Genomic DNA, 18,538 nt, shown 5'->3' with positions numbered 1-18,538 from the left:
CATCCAAGTAGTTTTAATTTGAAACCTGAAATGGCCATGACCCTCCCGACCCCCGCTCCCCACGACATCCCTTCCGGCGGCGACGCCGTGCCCGGCCTGCGCGCCAGCCCCGTGCGCGTGGCCGTCGTGCAGTTCGACCCGCAGGTCGGCGTCGAGAACCTCGCGCGCAACGCCGCCGCGGTGCACGCACAACTCGAAGCGGCGGTGGCCGGCGGCGCGCAGCTCATCGTGTTGCCCGAACTGGCGACCACCGGCTACTGCTTCAACGGCCGCGCCGAGGCCTTCGCCCACGCCGAGCCCGTGCCGCACGGCCCCACGGTGCAGGGCTGGGTCACGTTCGCGGCAAAACACGGCGTGTACCTCGTCGGCTGCCTGGCCGAGCAGGACGGCATGCAGCTGTTCGACACCGCCGTGCTCGTCGGCCCCGAGGGCTACATCGGCCGCTACCGCAAGACGCACCTGTGGAACAACGAGAAGCTGTGGTTCACGCCCGGCAACGAGGGCTACCCGGTGTTCGAGACGAAGATCGGCCGCATCGGCCTGCTCGTGTGCTGGGACATCTGGTTTCCCGAGGTGCCGCGCATCGTGGCGCAGCAGGGCGCCGACATCATTTGCGTGCCCACGGGCTGGGTCTGGACGCCGCCGCCGCTGTACGACGCCAGCGGCGTGTGCATGGCGGCCTACCTGACGATGACGGCCGCGCACGCCAACAACGTCTTCATCGCCACCGCCGACCGCGTGGGCCAGGAGCGCGGCACGGGCTTCATGGGCAACTCGCTGATCGCGGGCACCAACGGCTGGCCGATGGGGCGCATCGCCGGGCCCGAGGAAGAAACCATCCTTTATGCCGATGTCGACCTGGGCGCCGCGCGCTCCGCGCCGATCTGGACGCCGCTCAACGACCTGCACCGCGACCGGCGAACCGATCTGTACGACGCGATGCTGGGCTATCGCGGGGCGGCACCGTTGCCGCGCTGAGGCGCCCGAAGCGCACGATCATCCACGGCCCGAGCAGCGCCCCGAGCCCGACCGAGCTCCACGCCGCGACCCACGCGTAGGTGCTGCCGAAGCCGAACCGCGCCTGCCCCCAGTCGAGCGCCAGCCCGAACACCCACGGGCTGAGCGCGCCCGCGCCGAAGCCCATCACCGAGCGCACCGAGAACGCCACGCCGAGCCGGTGCGGCGCCACCACGTCGGCCAGCGCGGTCGAGTAGACCGAGGAATCGGCGATGGCGAGCAGGTTGTAGAGCGCCGCCATCGCGGCCAGCGCCCACAGCGGCCAGGTCCACATCCAGCCGAAGCTGAACGACAGGCTCAGGCTCGCGAGGGTGGCGATCATCATCACGCGCGCGCGGCCCAGCCGGTCGGAGGCGGCGCCGCCCACCACGCTGCCGAACACGCTCACGAGGTGCGCGAACGCCGCCAGCGCGATCCCCGCGGCCGGCCACGCGGTCGCGCCACCGCGCGACGAGGCCATGAGGTAGGCGGGCAGCCAGGCCCACAGCGCCATGAGTTCCCAGCAGTGGAAGGCGTAGGCCCAGTTGCCGGCCATCGCGGGCCGGTCGCGCACGGTCGCGTTCAGCGCCTGCAGCACGCCTTCGCGCGGCGCATCGGCGACCCGTGGCGCAGGCGGTGCCATGCGCCGCAGCGCGAGCTGGGCCAGCAGCACACCGATCACGGTGCAGCCCGCCGCCACCAGCAGCCCGGTGCGCCAGTGCGCCACCACGCTGAAGCCCGCCACCACCGCGAGCGACAACGCATAGCCCATCGACGCCGCGCCGAGGAAGAGGCCCATCGCGCGCCCGCGCACCGCCGGCCCGGCGTTGAGCGACAGCAGCTGCAGCCCCGGCGTGTACGAGGCGCCCGCGCACAGGCCCGCCAGGCCGTACAGCAGCAGGGCTGAGCGGTGGTCGTGCGCGAAGAGGGCGAAGGCCAGCGAGGCGGCCGCGCCGATCGCGCCGCCCACCGCGAAGATGCGGTGCGGGCCGAAGCGGTCGGCCAGCAGGCCCACGGCGAACAGCGAGCTCATGTAGCCCACATGCCAGGCGCTCTGGATCGAGCCGGCCTGCGCGGCCGTCATCTGCCAGTCGTCCCGCATGAACGGCAGCACGCCCGAGTAGGCCGTGACGATCATCCCCTGCAGCAGGCGGCTCGCGCACAGCAGCGCCAGCCATCCGCGCCGCGGCGCCGCCGGGGTGGGGTCAGCGCAGTGCACGCTGCATCAGCACGGTGTCGACCCACTGGCCGAACTTGAAGCCGACGTGGCGCAGCACGCCGACGCTCTCGAAGCCCAGGCTCGCATGCAGCCGCTGCGAGCCCGCGTTGCCGCTGTGGCCGATGCACGCGACCATCTGCGTGAAGCCGGCCTCGGTGCAGCGGTGGATCACCGCCTGCAGCAGCGCCGTGCCGATGCCGTGGCCGTGCATGTCGGGCGCGACGTAGATCGAGTCTTCCACCGTGTGCCGGTAGGCCGAGCGCGCGCGGTAGGGGCCGGCGTAGGCGTAGCCGGCCACCTCGCCATCCTTCAGCGCCACGAGGTAGGGCAGGCCGCGTTCCTGCACGTCGATGCGGCGCGCCTGCATCTGCGCGACGGGGGGCACTTCTTCTTCGAACGAGCACAGGTCGTGCTGCACGTAGTGGCTGTAGATGGCCTGCACGCGGGCCATGTGGTGGGGCTCGGCATCGGCGATGTCGAGCGTGGCGAGAGCGAGGGTGGGAGAGGACATGACTCGATCTTGACGAGCCAGGATCGATAAGTGAAGCTTGGTCAACCTATGCAACGCATAAGGAATACTTTGGAAAAGAACCTCAACCTCGACCAGCTCGCCACCTTCGCCCTGGTGATCGACACCGGCAGCTTCTCCGCCGCGGCCGACCGGCTCGGCCTGTCGCAGCCGGCCGTGAGCCTGCAGGTGCGCCAGCTCGAACGCCGGCTCGCCGTGCGGCTCATCGAGCGCGTCGGCAAGCGCGCGCGGGCCACGCCGGCCGGTGCGGAATTGCTGCGCCATGTGCCGCAGATCGAGGCGGCGGTCGAGAACGCGATCGACGCGCTGGCCGACCACGCGCGCGGTGTCACGGGCCGCGTGCGGCTGGGCACGGGCGCCACGGCCTGCCTGTACTTCCTGCCCGCGGTGCTGCGCCAGTTGCGCGAGGCGTTCCCGGCGCTGAGCGTGGTGGTGAGCACCGGCAACACCGACGAGCACGTGCGCAAGGTGGAAGACAACAGCATCGACCTCGCACTGGTCACGCTGCCCGCGGCCGGGCGTTCGCTGAGCGTGATGCCGGTGTGCGACGACGAGTTCGTCGCCATCGGCCGCGCCGACCTCGCGCCGCTCAAGGCCCGCGCCACGCCGGCCGACCTGGCGACGCTGCCGCTGGTGCTGTTCGAGCCCGCGGCCAATACGCGCAAGCTGGTCGATCGCTGGTTCGCCGCCGAAGGCCTGCAGCCGCAACCCGTGATGGAGCTGGGCAGCGTCGAGGCGATGAAGGAGATGGTGGCCGCGGGGCTGGGCTACGGCCTGGTGCCCGGCATGTCGATGGCGGGGCGCGGTGCCCATCCGGCGCTGAAGGCCAGCCGCCTGGCCCCGCGCATGCACCGCACGCTGGCGGTGGTGATCCGTCGCGACAAGCCGCTCAACAAGGCGCTGCGCACGGTGCTCGAGGCGATCGTGGCGGCCGGCAGGAAGCCCGGCCGCCGTTGAAGGTACTTACTCCGGAATCGCCGCCAGCGGCGCCGCGCCGCCGCGTGCGCGGCCCAGCGTGCCGACGATGAGCGCGGCGATCAGCACCAGCACGCCGCTGAGCACCATCGTGGGCGAGATGCCGCGGCTGTCGACCATCAGGCCGCCGATCAGCGCGCCGGAGGCGATCGCCACCTGGAAGCCCGTCACCAGCAGGGCCTGGCCGGCTTCCTGCGCGTCGGGCACGGCTTCCATCATCCAGCCGGTGAGCGCCACCGGGATCAGGCCGAAGGCCACGCCCCAGATCACCACCACCACCGCGCCGGCCACCATGCCGGTGCCGATCAGCGTCGACAGCAGCAGCGCCGTGGCGAGCATCAGCGCCGCCAGCAAGGTGGTGCCGCGCACGCTGCGCGCCACCAGGCTGCCGCCCAGGAAGGTGCCGATGAAGCCCACCGCGCCGTAGACCAGCAGCAGCGTCGAGACCGCGTTGGCCTGCAGGCCGAACACCTGCTGCAGCAGCGGCTTCAGGTAGGTGTAGGCCGCGAAGTGGCCGGCGATGAAGAACAGCACGGCGAGCAGGCCGACCTGCGCCATGCGGCGCGTGAGCGGCGTGAGCAGGTCGCGTGCACCGATGGCGCGTTGCGGCGGAATCGCGGGCAGCAGCCACAGCTGCACCAGCAGCACGGCCGCGGCCAGCGCGCCGGTCACGGCGAACGAGGCGCGCCAGCCGAACATCGTGCCCAGCCACGAGCCTGCGGGCACGCCGAGCACCGTGGCGGCCGACACGCCGGCCAGCACCAGCGACATGGCGCGCGCCTTCGAGGCGTCGGGCACCAGCTGCGTGGCGGCGGCGGGCGCGAAGGTCCAGAAGCCGCCCACGGCCAGGCCGAGCATCAGGCGCGCGACCAGCATGGTCGTGAAGTTGGGCGCGAACGCGGCCAGCAGGTTCGAGGCGATCAGCAGCAGCGTGAGCGCGATCAGCACCGTGCGCCGGTCGAGCCGGCCCGACGCGACGATCAGCGCCGGCCCGGCGAAAGCGGCGAGCACACCGGGCATGGTGATCATCAGGCCGGCCGTGCCGTCCGACACGTTCAGGCCGCGCGCGATGTCGGTGAGCAGGCCGATGGGCATGAACTCGGTCGACACCATCGCGAAGGTGCCGACGGCGATGGAGCCGACCGCGAGCCACGCGGAGCGGGTGGGGGCGGCCACGGCGTCGCGCGCGGGCGCCGCCAGGTCGTCGATGCAGGGGTTGCTGCCGGAAGAATTCATCATGGAGATGCAGTCCTTGAACGCATCGGCGATGAAGACGCCAATGCCGGTGAGGGGGCATTGGAGTGTGCGAGCCGGTGGCCTTGCGACCAAGGGGCGGTGGAGCAGTAGACAGTTTCCCTGCGGCGAACAATCGACCCCTTGGGTGACTGCAGCCATCCGGGGATGCGGCGATGGCGTCTTTCGCCATCACCGTCTTTTTGAGTTGCCGGGATTAAGTGTGGGCAGGGCGCAACTGCAGCGCCTGTCCGTCGGCCACGAACGATTCGTCGACCAGCACGCGAAAGGCCGTGCCCTGCACGAACTTCGGCTGCGCGACGGCCGGCGAGAGAAACTCGATGTCGAGCGCGACCGGCGTGCCGCGCGCGAGCAACGTGCCCTGCGGCACGCGCCAGCGCGCCGAGAAGCCTTCGGTGTCGAGCACCAGCGCGCCGCGGTATTCGCCGGGGCCCAGCGGCACGTCCTGCGCCGGCACCGAGGGACGGCGGAAGGTGAGTTCCACGGCCAGGTGCGGCGTGAACTCGGGCAGCGCGTCGAAGCCCGCGGGCGGGGCCTGCTTGGGCGTGCGGCGCGGCAGCTTGCCGATGAGCCACCCGATCACGTTGCCGATGATCGGCACCCACAGCACCATCAGCAGCGTGGCGATGTCGCGCGTGGTGGTGCCGGGCGCCGCGTAGTGCCGCACGACGCCGCCGCCCACGGCCACGCACAGGAGGATCAGGACGATGACGCGTCGACGGAACTGGATTTTGGTCATGAATGCGCGGGGTGAAAGCGGGTCCGGACCATAACCTACGCCGTCATCTGCCCCTTGCCTGCCGCTTGAGCGACCCGCAGCACCGCATCCGCCGGCAGCGCCTGCCAGTCGATCCATTCGCCCACCGCCACATGGTGCGTGGGTGCGGCGGCGCCTTCGACGGTGCCCCACTGCAGCGTGAGCCGGCGCTGGCCGAGCCGCAGCGCGAGCTCGAAGCCCGGCCAGTGCGCGGGCACATGCGGCGTCATCGACAACTGCCTGCCCTTCACGTTCAGGCCCAGCAAGGTCTCGACGGCCGCGCGGTGCAGCCACGCGGCCGATCCGGTGTACCAGCTCCAGCCGCCCCGGCCCACATAGGGCGCGGCGCCGTAGACGTCGCCCGCCATCACATAGGGCTCCAGCTCGTAGACCGGGCCGCGCGCGGGGTGCTGCGAACGGTGGGCCGGACTCAGGCCCTCGAAGCTTTGCCACGCCGCTTCATGGTCGCCCTGCAGCGCCTGCGCCATCAGCGCCCACACGGCACCGTGCGAGTACTGGCCGCCGTTCTCGCGCACGCCCGGCGGGTAGGCCTGGATGTAGCCCGGGTTGGGGGTCGACTGGGCAAACGGCGGCGCCAGCAGCCGCAGCAGGCCGGCCGGTTCGTCGTGCAGGTGCTTGCCGATGGCGGCCATGGCCGGGCCGGTGTGGGCCGCGTCCGAGGCGCCCGACAGCACCGACCAGGCCTGTGCGATCAGGTCGATGCGGCACTCGCTGTTGATCGACGAACCCAGCGGCGCGCCGTTGTCGAAGAAGGCGCGGCGGAACCAGGCGCCGTCCCAGCCGGCGTCGTGCAGCGCGGCGATCCAGCCCGTGCGCGCTTCGGTCCAGCGGGCGGCGCGTTCGTGTTCGCCGCGCGCTTCGGCAAGCGGCGCGAAGCGCTCGACCACGCTGCACAGGAACCACGCGAGCCACACCGATTCGCCGCGGCCCTCGTGGCCGACGCGGTTCATGCCGTCGTTCCAGTCGCCGGTGCCCATCAGCGGCAGGCCGTGCACGCCGGTCTTCAGGCTGCGGTCGATGGCGCGCGCGCCATGGTCGAACACGGTGGCCATGCGGCCGCTGTTCTGCGGCGCGTAGTAGGCGTCTTCGGCGCCCTCGGGAATGCCGGGGCCTTCGATGAAGCCGACCATCTCGTCGAGCAGCGAGGCATCGCCCGTCACCTCGACGTAGTGCGCCGACGCGTACGGCAGCCACAGCAGGTCGTCCGAGAAATGCGTGCGCACGCCGGCGCCGCCGGGCATGTGCCACCAGTGCTGCACGTCGCCTTCGGGGAACTGGCGCGCCGCGTTCACGAGGATCTGCGCGCGCAGGCGCGGCGGATCGGTGAGCGCGAAGGCCATCGCGTCCTGCAGCTGGTCGCGAAAGCCGAAGGCGCCGCCGGCCTGGTAGAAGCCGGCCTTCGACCAGAGCCGGCAGGCCAGCGTCTGGTACACGAGCCAGCGGTTGACCAGCGCATCGAACAGCGGGTCGGGCGTGCGCACCTGCAGGCGGCCCAGCAGCTCGTCCCAGAAGCCGCGCACCTGCGCCAGCGCCTCGGGCACGTCGCGCTGCCGCCAGCGGCGCGCAAGCTCGAGCGCCGTGTCGGCATTGCCCGCGTGGCCCAGCACGAAGCTGAAGCTTGCGGTTTCCCCCGCCGCCACGACGAATTCGCCGCCAATCGCCGCGCAGGCATCGAGCCCGCTGCCCGCGCGCCGTGCCAGCGTGTCGGGCACTTCGACGATGCCGCGGCCGGCGAAGAATTCACTGCGGTCGCAGGTCCATTGCGTGGCCCCGGTGGTCGCGCCCTGCAGGCCGGCGAGCAGCAGGAAAGCCGCGCTGCCGCCGAAGCCCGCGCTCGATTCGCGCTGCTGGCCGAACACGGCCGGCTGGTCTTCGGGCTTCCAGCAATGCACGGTGCGCCGTTCGCCGCGCGCGGCGCCCAGTTGCCACTCGACCATCGCGAGCGCGCGCAGGCGGCGCTGGCCGGCGCCTTCGTTGCGCACGCGCACATGCACCAGCTTGACGGCCTCGTCGCGGTCCGCGAAGAAGGTGGTGTCGAGTGCGAGGCCGCCGTGGCGGCACTCGAAGACCGTGTAGCCCTGGCCATGCCGCACGCGGTGGCGGGTGGTGCCGTCGCCACCGCCGGCGGGCGTGAGCGGCAGCATCTCGCGCGTCGCGATGTCCTGCAGCAGGTAGTGCTCGAAGGCCGGGTCCTGCACCGGGTCGTTCGACCACGGCGTGACCTGGTGCATGCGGCTGTTGCCGGCCCAGGTGTAGCCGGTGCCCCACTCGGACACCTGGAAGCCGAAGGTGGCGTTGGCGATCACGTTGATCCAGGGGCGCGGCGTGCGGCGGTCGGGGCCGACCTCGAAGCGGAACTCGCCGCTCTCGGCGTCGAAGTCGCCGGTGGCTGCGGTGACATTCGACGAGGTGGCCTGCCGCGTCAACAGCGGCGTGCGGTGCTGCACCGGCGCGCTGCTGTCGTCGGCGATCGTCGGGCTGCGTGCCTCGTGCAACGCCGCCACCTGCACTTCGAGCGCACGGCCGTCGGCCGTGAACACCACGCGCGCCAGGCTGGAGAGCGCGGCCTTTTCCGACGGCACCACGTCCTGGTCGCGCAGCAGGTAGAAACCGGCGGTGTCGTTGCGCGGAAAGCTGTTCTGCGTCTGCTGTGCGACGCGCGTGCGCAGCATCTCGATCTCGCGCTGCAGCGGCATGAGGTACGAGTTCGGTTCGCTGTTGAGCACCACGAGGTCGCAGGCCACGCCGCCGAAACCCCACCACGGCTGCGCGCGCAGCAGCGTGTTGATCAGGCCCATGCCGTTCATCGAGTGGATGTAGACCAGCACGATGGGCTTGTCGCCCGAGATGCCGAAGCGCCAGATCTGGCGCAGGTCGATCAGCCCGCGGTCGCTCATCACGCGCGGCGTGGTGTAGGTGAGGATGGTCGTCAGGTCCTGCAGCGCCAGGTTCTGCGCGGGCGCGATGCTCAGGTCGCGCAGCCGCACCTGCGCCAGCGTGGCGGCCATGCGGGTGGCGCGCTCCACGTGCATGGGCTGCAGGTAGCGGTCGATGCAGGGCATCAGCGCCTCGATGCTCTCGTCGGCGGCGGTGGCGAAGCTCAGGCGCGCGGTGGTGCCCGGCGCGATCGACAGGCGCACGCGCAAGCAGGCGATGGGGTCCAGGCCGTTCACCTGCTTGCCCTGGGCCGTGAGCGGTTGCGCATCGAGCGCAGGGTCGGCCAGCGTGCGGTTGCGGCCGATGAAGGCGCGCCGGTCGGTCATGCAGTCGATCGACAGCACGTGGGCATCGACCGAGGCCACGAAGTGCACCGCGGCCACCACCGCATCGCCATGCAGGCGCGGCTTGCGCGACAGCAGCAGCGCGCGCCACGTGGGCTCCCAGCGCGATTCGACGAACAGGTTGGCAAAGGCCGGGTGCGCCTCGTCGGCCTTGGGGTTCGACAGCACCGGCTCGAAGTACGAGATGAGTTCGAGCGTGCGCGTTTCGTCGCCCGAGTTGTGCAGCGTGATGTGGCGCAGCTCGGTGTCGTCCTCGGGGCTGATGAGCACCGTGGTGCGCACCTGCAGCCCGGGGCCGGTCGCATCGAACTGCACCTGGTCGGCCAGGAAGCGGGTGCGGTAGTGCCAGTCGGCGCCGGGCGCGGGCAGGGCGGTGAGCGAGGTGAGCTCGGCTTGCCCTCCGTCTCTTTCGATATCGCGCACGTAGAAGAAAGTGCCGTAGCTGTCGCGCAGCGGATCGTCGCGCCAGCGTGTCACGTTGAACGCGCGCCAGCGGCTCACGCCCGCGCCGTTGGCCCGCAGCGCCACCGTGTAGCGGCCGTTCGACAGCAGGTGCGTGGGCTGGAAGCCCGGCCCCGTCGGATCGACCACGCGCGGCTGGAACAGCGGCGCCAGCTCGGCCTGGCTGGGCTCGGGTGGCGTGCGCGGGTCGGCGCTGCCGATGATCTGGCGCGGCGTGCGCTCGTGCAGCAGCGACTCGTGCGCCTGCACCAGCGCGGCGCTGCCGAACCAGCGGCGCGGCGCGTCGTCGCGCAGCACGTTGCACAGCGCCACCAGCGACATGCCCTGGTGGTGCGCCATGAAGTTGCGCACCACGGTGAAGTCCTGGCCCTCGGCCTGGCGCGAGGTGGTGAAGTCGATCGCGTCGTGAAAACCGAACTCGCCGCGCGCGCCGAGCGATTCGAGCAGCTCGAGGTTGCACACCGCCGCTTCGGGCGCGAACGGTGCGGCCATCAGGCTCGCGTAGGGCGCCACCACGCGGTCGGTCGGCGGCGTGCGCCGCAGCGCCAGGCGCGGTACGCCGAAGGGCGAGTACTGGTACGCCAGCGAATGGTCTTGCGCGAAGTAGGCCGACTCGGACACGCCCCACGGCATGTTCTGCGCACGGCCGAAGGCCTGCTGCTCGGCGATGGCCGCGGCATTGGCCACCTGCAGCAGGCCGTCGGTGGGCTCGGTCATCACGAGGGCCGGCATCAGGTACTCGAACATCGAGCCCGACCACGACTTCAGGCTGGGCTGGAAGCCCACCAGCAGGAACGGCCGGCCCAGCGCCATCCAGTGGCGGCGCGGCACGTCGCCCTTGGCAATCGCCAGGAAGCTCAACAGGCGCGACTCGGAGGCCAGCAGGTCGTAGTAGCTGGCGTCGAGCACGTTCTCTTCGACGCGCAGGCCGATGTGGAACAGGTGGCGCTTGGCGTCGTAGAGGCCGCTGAAATCCATGCCGTCGTGCAGCGCGGCGCAGCGTCGGGCCAGTGCTTCCAGCGCGGGGGCTTCATGACTCTGGCAGCTTTCTTCCGCCGCGAAGGCGCGGCAGGCCTGTGCCACGGCCACGAGGTGGCCCGCGAAGTTGCCGCTGTCCACGCTGGACACATAGTCGGGCGGCAGCGGCTTGAGCGTCTGCGTGTCGTACCAGTTGAACAGGTGGCCGTTGTGCTTGTGCATGCGGTCGACGGTGTCGAGCGTGGCCGTGAGGCGCGCCAGCAGGGCTTCCGTGTCGATCCAGCCGAACTCGCGCGCGCAGCAGGTGGCCAGCAGGTACATGCCGATGTTGGTCGGCGAGGTGCGGTGCGCGAGGGTCGGCTGCGGCTCGAGCTGCAGGTTGTCGGGCGGCAGGTGGTGGTCGTCCAGGCCGACCACGTGCTCGAAGAAGCGCCAGGTGTCGTGCGCCAGCGTCTCGAGGTAGCTGCGTTGCGTGGGCGCGAGCGGGTCTTCGGCGTGTGCGTCGACACGGCTGCCCCACCAGGCCGCGATGGGCGCCAGCGACCACAGCACGAAGAGCAGGGGGCCGAGCACCGGCCAGGCGCTCCAGTTGGCGAGCACGGCCAGCACCAGGCACACCGCGCTGCTGAGGGCCGCGCTGCGCACGAAGGGCTTCAGGCGCTGGCTCGATTGCGCCTGCGCCTGGTCGGCCGTCGTCCACTGCAGCAGGTGCCTGCGGCTCACGACCAGCCGCCAGGTGGCGAGGAAGGCGGCGTCGAGCAGCAGGCGCGTCTGCGCCGCCAGCTGCACGAACTGCCAGGCCGCGCCGGCCAGGGCGCGCAGCAGCTCGACCGCGCCCGCGTCGAAGAAGTGGCGCAGCTCGATGGCGCGGCGTGTCGGCACCAGGCCGGCCAGCGCGCCCAGCAGCGGGCCCAGCGTGAGCGCCGCACCGACGGCGGCCAGCGCCCAGCCCAGCGGCATGGCCTGCGTGAAGATCACCAGCACCAGCAGCGCGAAAGACGCCGGCACCACCAGCGACCGGCGCAGGTTGTCGCTCATCTTCCACAGGCCCAGCGCGTCGATGCCGAAGCGGCGCGCGCGCCACATCAGCGGCAGCAGTTGCCAGTCGCCGCGCACCCAGCGGTGCACGCGCGAGGCGGCCACCCCGGCATGGTGCGGATGGTCTTCGACCAGCACCACATCGCTGACCATCGCGCAGCGCGCGACGCTGCCTTCGAGCAGGTCGTGGCTCAGCACGGCGCTGTCGGGCAGGCGGTCGTTCAGCGTGGCGTGCACCGCGCGCACGTTGAGCAAGCCCTTGCCGGTGAAGGAGCCGCTGCCGAACACGTCCTGGTAGATGTCGGACGCGCCGCTGCCGTACGGGTCGAGGCCGCACTGCCCGGCGAACACCCAGTGGAAGAAGGAGCGCTCGCTGCGCATCGGGAACGGCGTGACGATGCGTGGCTGCAGGATGCCGAAGCCTGCGACCACGCGCCGGCTCGGCATGTCGATCTCGGGCGCGTTCAGCGGATGCGCGGCAATGGACACGAGGTCGCGCAGCGCGCCGGGCGGCAGGCCCGTGTCGCTGTCGAGCGTGAGCACATAGGGCGTGCGGCCGGGCGCGAGCTGCTGGCCCGGTGCGAGCGGCAGAAAGCCGCTGGCGTCGCCGCTGGCCAGCAGGCGCATCAGCATTTCGAGCTTGCCGCGCTTGCGTTCCCAGCCCATCCAGCGCTGCTCGGTCTCGCTCCAGCTGCGCGGACGGTGCAGCAGCAGGAAGCGCGGCGCCGTGCCTTCGGCCGGCGGGTACTTGGCGTTGAGCGCTGCGATGCGTTGCTGGGCGTCATCGAGCAAGGGCGCGTCGTCGGGCATCGCCGCTTGCGAAGCGTCGGCCCAGTCGGTCAGCAGTGCGAACTGCGCGTGCGCCTCGCGGTTGGCGAGCCAGTGCAGTTCGAGCCGGTGCGCGAGTTTGGCGTTGTTCGCGGTCGAACCCAGCATCGTGGGCATGACGACGAGCGCGCGGTGCCGCTCGGGAATGCCGTTCGCGAAATCGAGGCGTGGCAGGGCCTGCACGCGCACCGACTCCGCCATGATGCGTTGCGCCAGCGCAATCAGCGCTTCGGACAGCGGCCACGCGAGCAGCAGCAACGCCGCGACGGTGGTCCAGTCGCCGCGGTGCGGCAGGCCATGCACCACGGCCGCCAGCAGCAGCGCGGTGCCGAGGGCGACGGAGCCCACGTAGACAGGCAGGCGCCAGCCGCGATGGCTGCGCGCGGGGCGCGTGCTTGCGGTGCGTGTGGCCTGGCCCGCCGTTGCGTTCGCCTGCAGCGACGCAATCAGCGCGGGCCGGCCCTGGCCGAAGAGGTAATAGCCCGCAGTGCCGTCGGCGCGGTCGGTCTCGGCACCGGCTTCGTCGGCCGGCGCGCCCGATGCCAGCGTGACCACGGCCTGCGCCACTTCGCGCTCGGGCCGTTCGGTGCTGCGCGCCACCTGCTCCATCGCATGCGTGATCTGCTGGCGCGTGAGTTCGCTCTCGTTCGCAAAGCTCGGCAGTTCGCGCAGCACGCGCAGCGAGCGGCTCACCGGTTCGATGAGGTCGCTCCACTCGACCTGGCCGATCATGCGCAAGGTCGTGATGATGTTGCCGACCGTGAGGTTGGCCGCGGCCTGCGCGTTCTGCGCGTCGCCGATCAGCGCCGGGCCGTTGGGGCAGTGCTGTTCGGTCCAGCGCACCAGCGCGGGCATGTCGTCGCCGTGCTCGACGGGCAGGCGCTGCCACAGCTGCGTGAGGTAGCTGTCCTGCAGGCCGTGGCTCTGCAGTGCGCGGTAGAGCACGTCGAGGTCTTGCACCGAGAGATGCGGCGCCGCGTCCCACGCGGCATGCGCGATCTCGCGCGCGACCTTGTTCTCGGCAATGCGCTCGGCCACGCGGCGCAGGTTTTCGAGCAGCACCACGCGCAGGGTGGTGGGCAGCGCCCACAGCTCGCCGAGCATGAGCTCGTCGATGTCCTGATACGCGTTGAGGAAGGCGGTGAACAACGTCTTGTTGAGCACGCTGTCGGTGTGCGCCACATAGGCCCACGCAATGCCGTACACGCGCGGCAGCCCCGCCAGCGGCGGCGTGACGAGCTTGGGCAGGCGTGCGTAGTAGCTGCGCGGCACGCCGTCATGGATCTGCTGGAGCTGCGCCTCGACGAGGTGGAAGTTGTCGAGCAGCCATTCGGCCGCCGGCGACACATAGCGCCCGCTCGACGAGATCAGAGCGATGTAGTCGAAGGCGGCGCGCAGCGACTCGAGGTTCTCGTCGACACGCGGAAAGAAGGGCGCGCCTTCGCGCGCGCGGTGGTGCTCGTCTTCCACCACCTGGGCACGGGCCAGGCTGTGGCCGTGCTGTTCGAAACGTTGGGCGCCGAAGAGTTCGGCGCGGATCGGGAGGGCTACCGGGTCGTTCGGACCGAGCAGGAGGGTCCGGGCGTAGTGACTGAGCCCTTGGAGGCGGTCGACGACGACAGCGGCGCTCAAGTGACCGCGAACAGGCCGATGCCCAGAACCACGGCCACGCAGGCCATCGTGACAATGCGACCCGCAGCGAGCGCGCGCACACGTTGCATGTGGCTTCGCAGCGAGAACCATCGCCCGTGGGCACGTGCACAGTGGTGCATGTGGGAAGCCAGGGCTTCGAAATCGCTGCCGACGAAATCGATCTGAGAATGGGAAAGGGACTGCGGGACGGACATTGCAACGGGCTCCTGTGAAACGACTTCGAGCTGCCGCGCGATTGCGAGAACTGTGAACGTGTCCCGACCGTACCCTTTTAAATGACCTTACAGGTACCTCATTGCCGACAGCGCACGTAGGAAAGGGCGCACAAGGCGCCCTTTGTTCATGGAGGCTGTGTGCAGGTCAGCCCGTGTTGCGCAGCCCCGCCGCCACCCCGTTGATCGAGATGTGGATGCCGCGCTGCAGCCGCTCGCCGCCGTCGCCCGCGCGGTAGCGCCGCATCAGTTCGACCTGCAGGTGGTGCAGCGGGTCGATGTAGGGGAAGCGGTGGCGCACCGAGCGCTGCATCTCGGCATTGCCCTCGAGCCGCTGCTTGGCGCCCGTGATGAGCGTGAGCGCATCCGAGGTGCGTTGCCACTCGGCCTCGATCATCGAGAACACCTTCTGGCGCAGCTTGCGGTCGGTGACCAGCTCGGCATAGCGCGAGGCCAGCGCGAGGTCGCTCTTGGCCAGCACCATGTCCATGTTCGACAGCAGCGTGCGAAAGAACGGCCACTGCACGTACATGCGCTGCAGCAGCGCCTGGCGCTCCTTCTTGCCCGCGGCGGTGCCGGCGGCGGCCAGGAACTGCTCCACGCCCGAGCCGAAGCCGAACCAGCCCGGCAGCGTGAGGCGGCACTGGCCCCAGCTGAAGCTCCACGGCACGGCGCGCAGGTCGTCGATCTTGTGGCTCGGGTTGCGCGAGGCGGGGCGCGAGCCGATGTTGAGCTCGGCGATCTCGCGGATCGGCGTGGAGCCGAAGAAGTAGTCGCCGAAGCCCGGGGTCTCGTACACTAGCTTGCGGTACGCGGCCATGCTGGCAGTCGAAAGTTCGCCCGCGGCCGAGAGGAAGTTCGCCGGCGCCGACTTGCCCTGCGGCAGCAGCGTGGCTTCGAGCGTGGCGGCCACCAGCGTCTCGAGGTTGCGCCGGCCGATCTCCCGGTTGGCGTACTTCGAGCCGATGACTTCGCCCTGCTCGGTGAGGCGGATCTGGCCGCGCACCGTGCCGGGCGGCTGCGCCAGGATGGCCTGGTAGCTCGGGCCGCCGCCGCGTCCCACCGTGCCGCCGCGGCCGTGGAACATGCGCAGGCGGATCGGGTTCTTTTTCTTCTTGTTCAGCTCGTCGAACAGCGACACCAGCGCGATGCCCGCGCGGTACAGCTCCCAGTTGCTGGTGAAGATGCCGCCGTCCTTGTTGCTGTCGCTGTAGCCGAGCATCACGTCCTGCTCGCCACCCGAGCGCTCGATGAGCGCCTGGATGTTCGGCAGCGCGTAGAAGGCACGCACGATGGGCGCGGCATTGCGCAGGTCTTCGATGGTTTCGAACAGCGGCACCACGATCAGGTCGCAGGTCGCGTTGCTGTCCATCGCGCCGCGCAGCAGGCCCACTTCCTTCTGCAGCAGCAGCGCTTCGAGCAGGTCGCTCACCGTTTCGGTGTGGCTGATGATGTAGTGGCGAATGGCCGCCGCGCCGTAGCGCGCACGCGCGGTGCGCGCGGCCGCGAAGATGGCCAGTTCGCTTCGGGCGAGCGGCGAGTAGTCGGCGTCGGGCACGCGCAGCGGACGCGCGTCGTCGAGCAGCTTGAGCAGCAGCGTCTGCTTGGCCTCTTCGGCCAGCGACGCATACGAGGGCTCGATGCGCGCGGTGGCCAGCAGCTCGGCGATCACGGCCTCGTGCTTGTCGGAGCTTTGGCGCAGGTCGACCGTGGCCAGGTGGAAGCCGAACACCTCCACCGCGCGGATCAGCGGGCGCAGGCGCGGCGCCGCGAGCACGGTGCCGTGCTTCTCGACCAGCGACTCTTCGATGGTGCGCAGCTCGGCCAGGAATTCTTCGGCGTTCGCATACGGGTTCTGCGGCGCGACCGCATGGCGCGCGGCCTCGCCGCCGCTGAGTTCGCGCAGCGTGGCGGCCAGGCGCGCGTACACGCCGGTGAGGGCGCGGCGGTAGGGCTCGTCCTTGCGGTGCTCATTGGTGTCGGGCGAGCGCTCGGCCAGTGCCTGCATCTCGACCGACACGTCGACCAGCGTGGCCGACAGCGACAGCTCGCCGCCCAGGTAGTGCACCTCGGTGAGGTAGTGGCGCAGCGCGAGTTCCGACTGGCGGCTCAGCGCGTACTCGAGCGTTTCGGCCGTGACGTTGGGGTTGCCGTCGCGGTCGCCGCCGATCCACTGGCCCATGCGCAGGAAGGGCGCGACCGAGGGCGTCTGCCCGCCTTGCACCAGCGCCTTCTCGAGGTCGGCGTACACGCGCGGGATTTCGCGCAGGAAGGTGGCCTCGTAGTAGCTCAGCGCGTTCTCGATCTCGTCGGCCACCGTGAGCTTGGAGAAACGCAGGATGCGCGTCTGCCAGATCTGCGTGACGCGGATGCGCACCTGGGTTTCGTTGTCGGCCAGCTCGATGGGCGAGAGCGCGTCTTTTCCGCCCGCATAGGCGTTCTGGCGCAGCTTGATCTCGTCGCGCGTGGTCAGCAGCAGGGCGATGGCGCGCTCGGCGTCGAGGATGCTCTTGCGCTGCACTTCGGTCGGGTGCGCCGTGAGCACGGGCGACACGTAGCTGTGGGCCAGCGAGGCGACGATCTCGTCGGGCTTGATGCCGGCCTTGCGGATGCGGGCCAGGGCGGTCTGCAGGTCGCCGTCGGCCTGCACGCCTTCGCGCTCGGCCTCGGTGCGGCGGCGGATCTGGTGGCGGTCTTCGGCCAGGTTGGCCAGGTGGCTGAAGTAGGTGAAGGCGCGGATCACGCGCACCGTTTCGGCGGCGCTCAGGCCCTTGAGCAGGTTCTTCAGCGCGCGGTCGGCGGCATGGTCGGCGTCGCGTCGGAACGACACCGACAGGGTGCGGATCTTCTCGACCAGCGCGTAGGTTTCGTCGCCCTCCTGCTCCCGGATCACGTCGCCGAGGATTCGGCCCAACAGCCGGATGTCGTCGATCAATGGCTGGTCTTCGGTCTGGCGGCGCTTGGCGGGAGATGCAGGAGTCTTGCTGGCTTTCATTCGATGTTGTTCCTGGGGACTTGAATGGACGCGCCGCCTCCGTTGCTGCGGCGCAACATGCTAGCATTCCAGAGGTCAGAAACCATGTACTTTTTTGGGAGCGATCTTGAGCAACATCGTGATCGCCACGCGCGAAAGCCGGCTGGCCCTGTGGCAGGCCGAACACGTGCAAACGCTTTTGCAAGAACGAGGCCACACGGTCAGCCTGCTGGGCATGACGACCCGTGGTGACCAGATCCTGGACCGCACGCTGAGCAAGGTCGGCGGCAAGGGCCTCTTCGTCAAGGAACTCGAAGCCGCGCTCGAAGACGGGCGCGCCGACATCGCCGTGCATTCGCTCAAGGATGTGCCGATGGAGCTGCCCGAGGGCTTCACGCTGGCCTGCGTGCTGGAGCGCGAAGACCCGCGCGACGCGCTGGTGTCGCCGCGCTACGCCTCGCTCGACGAGCTGCCGCAGGGCGCGGTGGTCGGCACCTCCAGCCTGCGCCGCGTGGTGCTGCTGCGCGCGCAGCGGCCCGACCTGCGCATCGAACCGCTGCGCGGCAACCTCGACACCCGCCTGCGCAAGCTCGACGAAGGCCACTACGACGCCATCGTGCTGGCGGCGGCCGGGCTCAAGCGGCTGGGCCTCGAAGACCGCATCCGCGTCGCCTTCGACCCCGACACCATGCTGCCCGCCGCAGGGCAGGGCGCCCTCGGCATCGAGGTGCGCGCCGACCGCCAGGACCTCATCGACCTGCTGGCGCCGCTCGCCCACAAGGGCGACTGGCTCTCGACCACCGCCGAGCGCGCCGTGAGCCGCGCGATGGGCGGCAGCTGTTCCATGCCGCTCGCGGCCCATGCGCGCCGCCAGCCCGACGGCACGCTGCGCATCGACGCCGCCTGGGGCGACCCGGAAGGCGATGCGCCGCTGGTGCGCGTGCACGCCCAGGCCGAGGCCGGCGACTTCGCGGGGGCCGATGCCCTCGGCCAGCACGCCGCCGGGCTGCTGCGCGACGCCGGTGCCCACTGATCACGGTGGGCGCCGAGCGATGCGCGCGGGGCCTGTCATCGTCACGCGGCCCGCGCACGAAGCGGCCGCGTGGGTTCGCGATTTCCAGTCGGCCGGTCTCGAGGCCGTGGCGCTGCCGCTGATCGCCATTGCGCCTGCGCTCGATGTGGAACCGCTGCGTGCCGCGTGGGCGCGGCTCGCGGACTACGCGGCGCTGATGTTCGTGAGCGCCACCGCCGTCGACCACTTCTTCCAGCACCGGGGCACCTCCACCCTCGCCGGTTGCCGCTTCTGGGCCACCGGCCCCGGCACCGAGCGCGCACTGCTGCGCGCCGGCGTGCCGCCCGCC

Annotated in this window: 11 protein-coding genes; 4 read left to right on the top strand and 7 right to left on the bottom strand. The window is 70.7% G+C overall.

What is annotated here, in order from left to right:
• The first annotated feature begins 36 nt into the window (after positions 1-36).
• Complete coding sequence (locus VBO01S_RS12055) at positions 37-978, top strand: nitrilase family protein (protein WP_082818111.1); 942 nt, start codon at positions 37-39, stop codon at positions 976-978.
• Here VBO01S_RS12055 and VBO01S_RS12050 read toward each other — a convergent pair.
• Positions 896-2,215, bottom strand: coding sequence for an MFS transporter (locus tag VBO01S_RS12050; RefSeq protein WP_082818109.1), 1,320 nt, complete (start codon positions 2,213-2,215; stop codon positions 896-898). The two genes, VBO01S_RS12055 and VBO01S_RS12050, sit on opposite strands and share 83 nt — an antisense overlap.
• Positions 2,202-2,726, bottom strand: coding sequence for a GNAT family N-acetyltransferase (locus VBO01S_RS12045; protein WP_062474308.1), 525 nt, complete (start codon positions 2,724-2,726; stop codon positions 2,202-2,204). The genes VBO01S_RS12050 and VBO01S_RS12045 overlap by 14 nt, the downstream gene beginning before the upstream one ends.
• Positions 2,727-2,774: 48 nt before the next feature.
• Here VBO01S_RS12045 and VBO01S_RS12040 point away from each other — a divergent pair, with 48 nt between their 5' ends.
• On the top strand, positions 2,775-3,701 hold the full coding sequence (locus VBO01S_RS12040) for a LysR family transcriptional regulator (RefSeq protein WP_062474306.1): 927 nt from the start codon (positions 2,775-2,777) through the stop codon (positions 3,699-3,701).
• Positions 3,702-3,707: 6 nt separating this feature from the next.
• Here the strand turns inward: VBO01S_RS12040 and VBO01S_RS12035 are convergent, their stop codons facing one another.
• The 5 genes from VBO01S_RS12035 to ppc form a co-directional block, all read right to left on the bottom strand.
• Positions 3,708-4,958 carry an MFS transporter gene (locus VBO01S_RS12035; RefSeq protein WP_062474304.1) on the bottom strand — a complete coding sequence of 417 codons (1,251 nt, stop codon included), beginning with the start codon at positions 4,956-4,958 and terminating at the stop codon, positions 3,708-3,710.
• Positions 4,959-5,169: 211 nt separating this feature from the next.
• On the bottom strand, positions 5,170-5,712 hold the full coding sequence (locus tag VBO01S_RS12030) for a hypothetical protein (RefSeq protein ID WP_062474302.1): 543 nt from the start codon (positions 5,710-5,712) through the stop codon (positions 5,170-5,172).
• 35 nt (positions 5,713-5,747) lie between these two features.
• Positions 5,748-13,970, bottom strand: coding sequence for a glycoside hydrolase family 94 protein (locus VBO01S_RS12025; protein ID WP_062474300.1), 8,223 nt, complete (start codon positions 13,968-13,970; stop codon positions 5,748-5,750).
• Positions 13,967-14,185 carry a hypothetical protein gene (locus VBO01S_RS12020; RefSeq protein WP_062474298.1) on the bottom strand — a complete coding sequence of 73 codons (219 nt, stop codon included), beginning with the start codon at positions 14,183-14,185 and terminating at the stop codon, positions 13,967-13,969. The genes VBO01S_RS12025 and VBO01S_RS12020 overlap by 4 nt, the downstream gene beginning before the upstream one ends.
• A 166-nt stretch (positions 14,186-14,351) precedes the next feature.
• Entirely contained in the window at positions 14,352-17,198 is a 2,847-nt protein-coding gene (gene ppc / locus VBO01S_RS12015) for a phosphoenolpyruvate carboxylase (protein ID WP_062474297.1), read from the bottom strand.
• A gap of 106 nt (positions 17,199-17,304) precedes the next feature.
• Here ppc and hemC point away from each other — a divergent pair, with 106 nt between their 5' ends.
• Both hemC and VBO01S_RS12005 read left to right on the top strand, forming a co-directional pair.
• Complete coding sequence (gene hemC, locus VBO01S_RS12010; protein ID WP_255221109.1) at positions 17,305-18,210, top strand: hydroxymethylbilane synthase; 906 nt, start codon at positions 17,305-17,307, stop codon at positions 18,208-18,210.
• Between the two features lie 19 nt (positions 18,211-18,229).
• Positions 18,230-18,538: uroporphyrinogen-III synthase (locus VBO01S_RS12005; RefSeq protein ID WP_169805050.1), on the top strand; the 309-nt coding region annotated here is incomplete at its 3' end.

The sequence above is a fragment of the Variovorax boronicumulans NBRC 103145 genome (assembly GCF_001591345.1).
Lineage (GTDB): Bacteria > Pseudomonadota > Gammaproteobacteria > Burkholderiales > Burkholderiaceae_C > Variovorax > Variovorax boronicumulans.
Note: the sequence above shows the minus strand (reverse complement) of the source record. Positions and strands in the feature narration are given on the sequence as shown.

Coding starts and splice junctions, on each gene's coding strand:
- VBO01S_RS12040 (WP_062474306.1), top strand. CDS start 2,775: ATGCAACGCATAAGGAATACTTTGGAAAAGAACCTCAACCTCGACCAG.
- VBO01S_RS12030 (WP_062474302.1), bottom strand. CDS start 5,712: ATGACCAAAATCCAGTTCCGTCGACGCGTCATCGTCCTGATCCTCCTG.
- VBO01S_RS12055 (WP_082818111.1), top strand. CDS start 37: ATGACCCTCCCGACCCCCGCTCCCCACGACATCCCTTCCGGCGGCGAC.
- VBO01S_RS12035 (WP_062474304.1), bottom strand. CDS start 4,958: ATGATGAATTCTTCCGGCAGCAACCCCTGCATCGACGACCTGGCGGCG.
- VBO01S_RS12020 (WP_062474298.1), bottom strand. CDS start 14,185: ATGTCCGTCCCGCAGTCCCTTTCCCATTCTCAGATCGATTTCGTCGGC.
- VBO01S_RS12045 (WP_062474308.1), bottom strand. CDS start 2,726: ATGTCCTCTCCCACCCTCGCTCTCGCCACGCTCGACATCGCCGATGCC.
- ppc (WP_062474297.1), bottom strand. CDS start 17,198: ATGAAAGCCAGCAAGACTCCTGCATCTCCCGCCAAGCGCCGCCAGACC.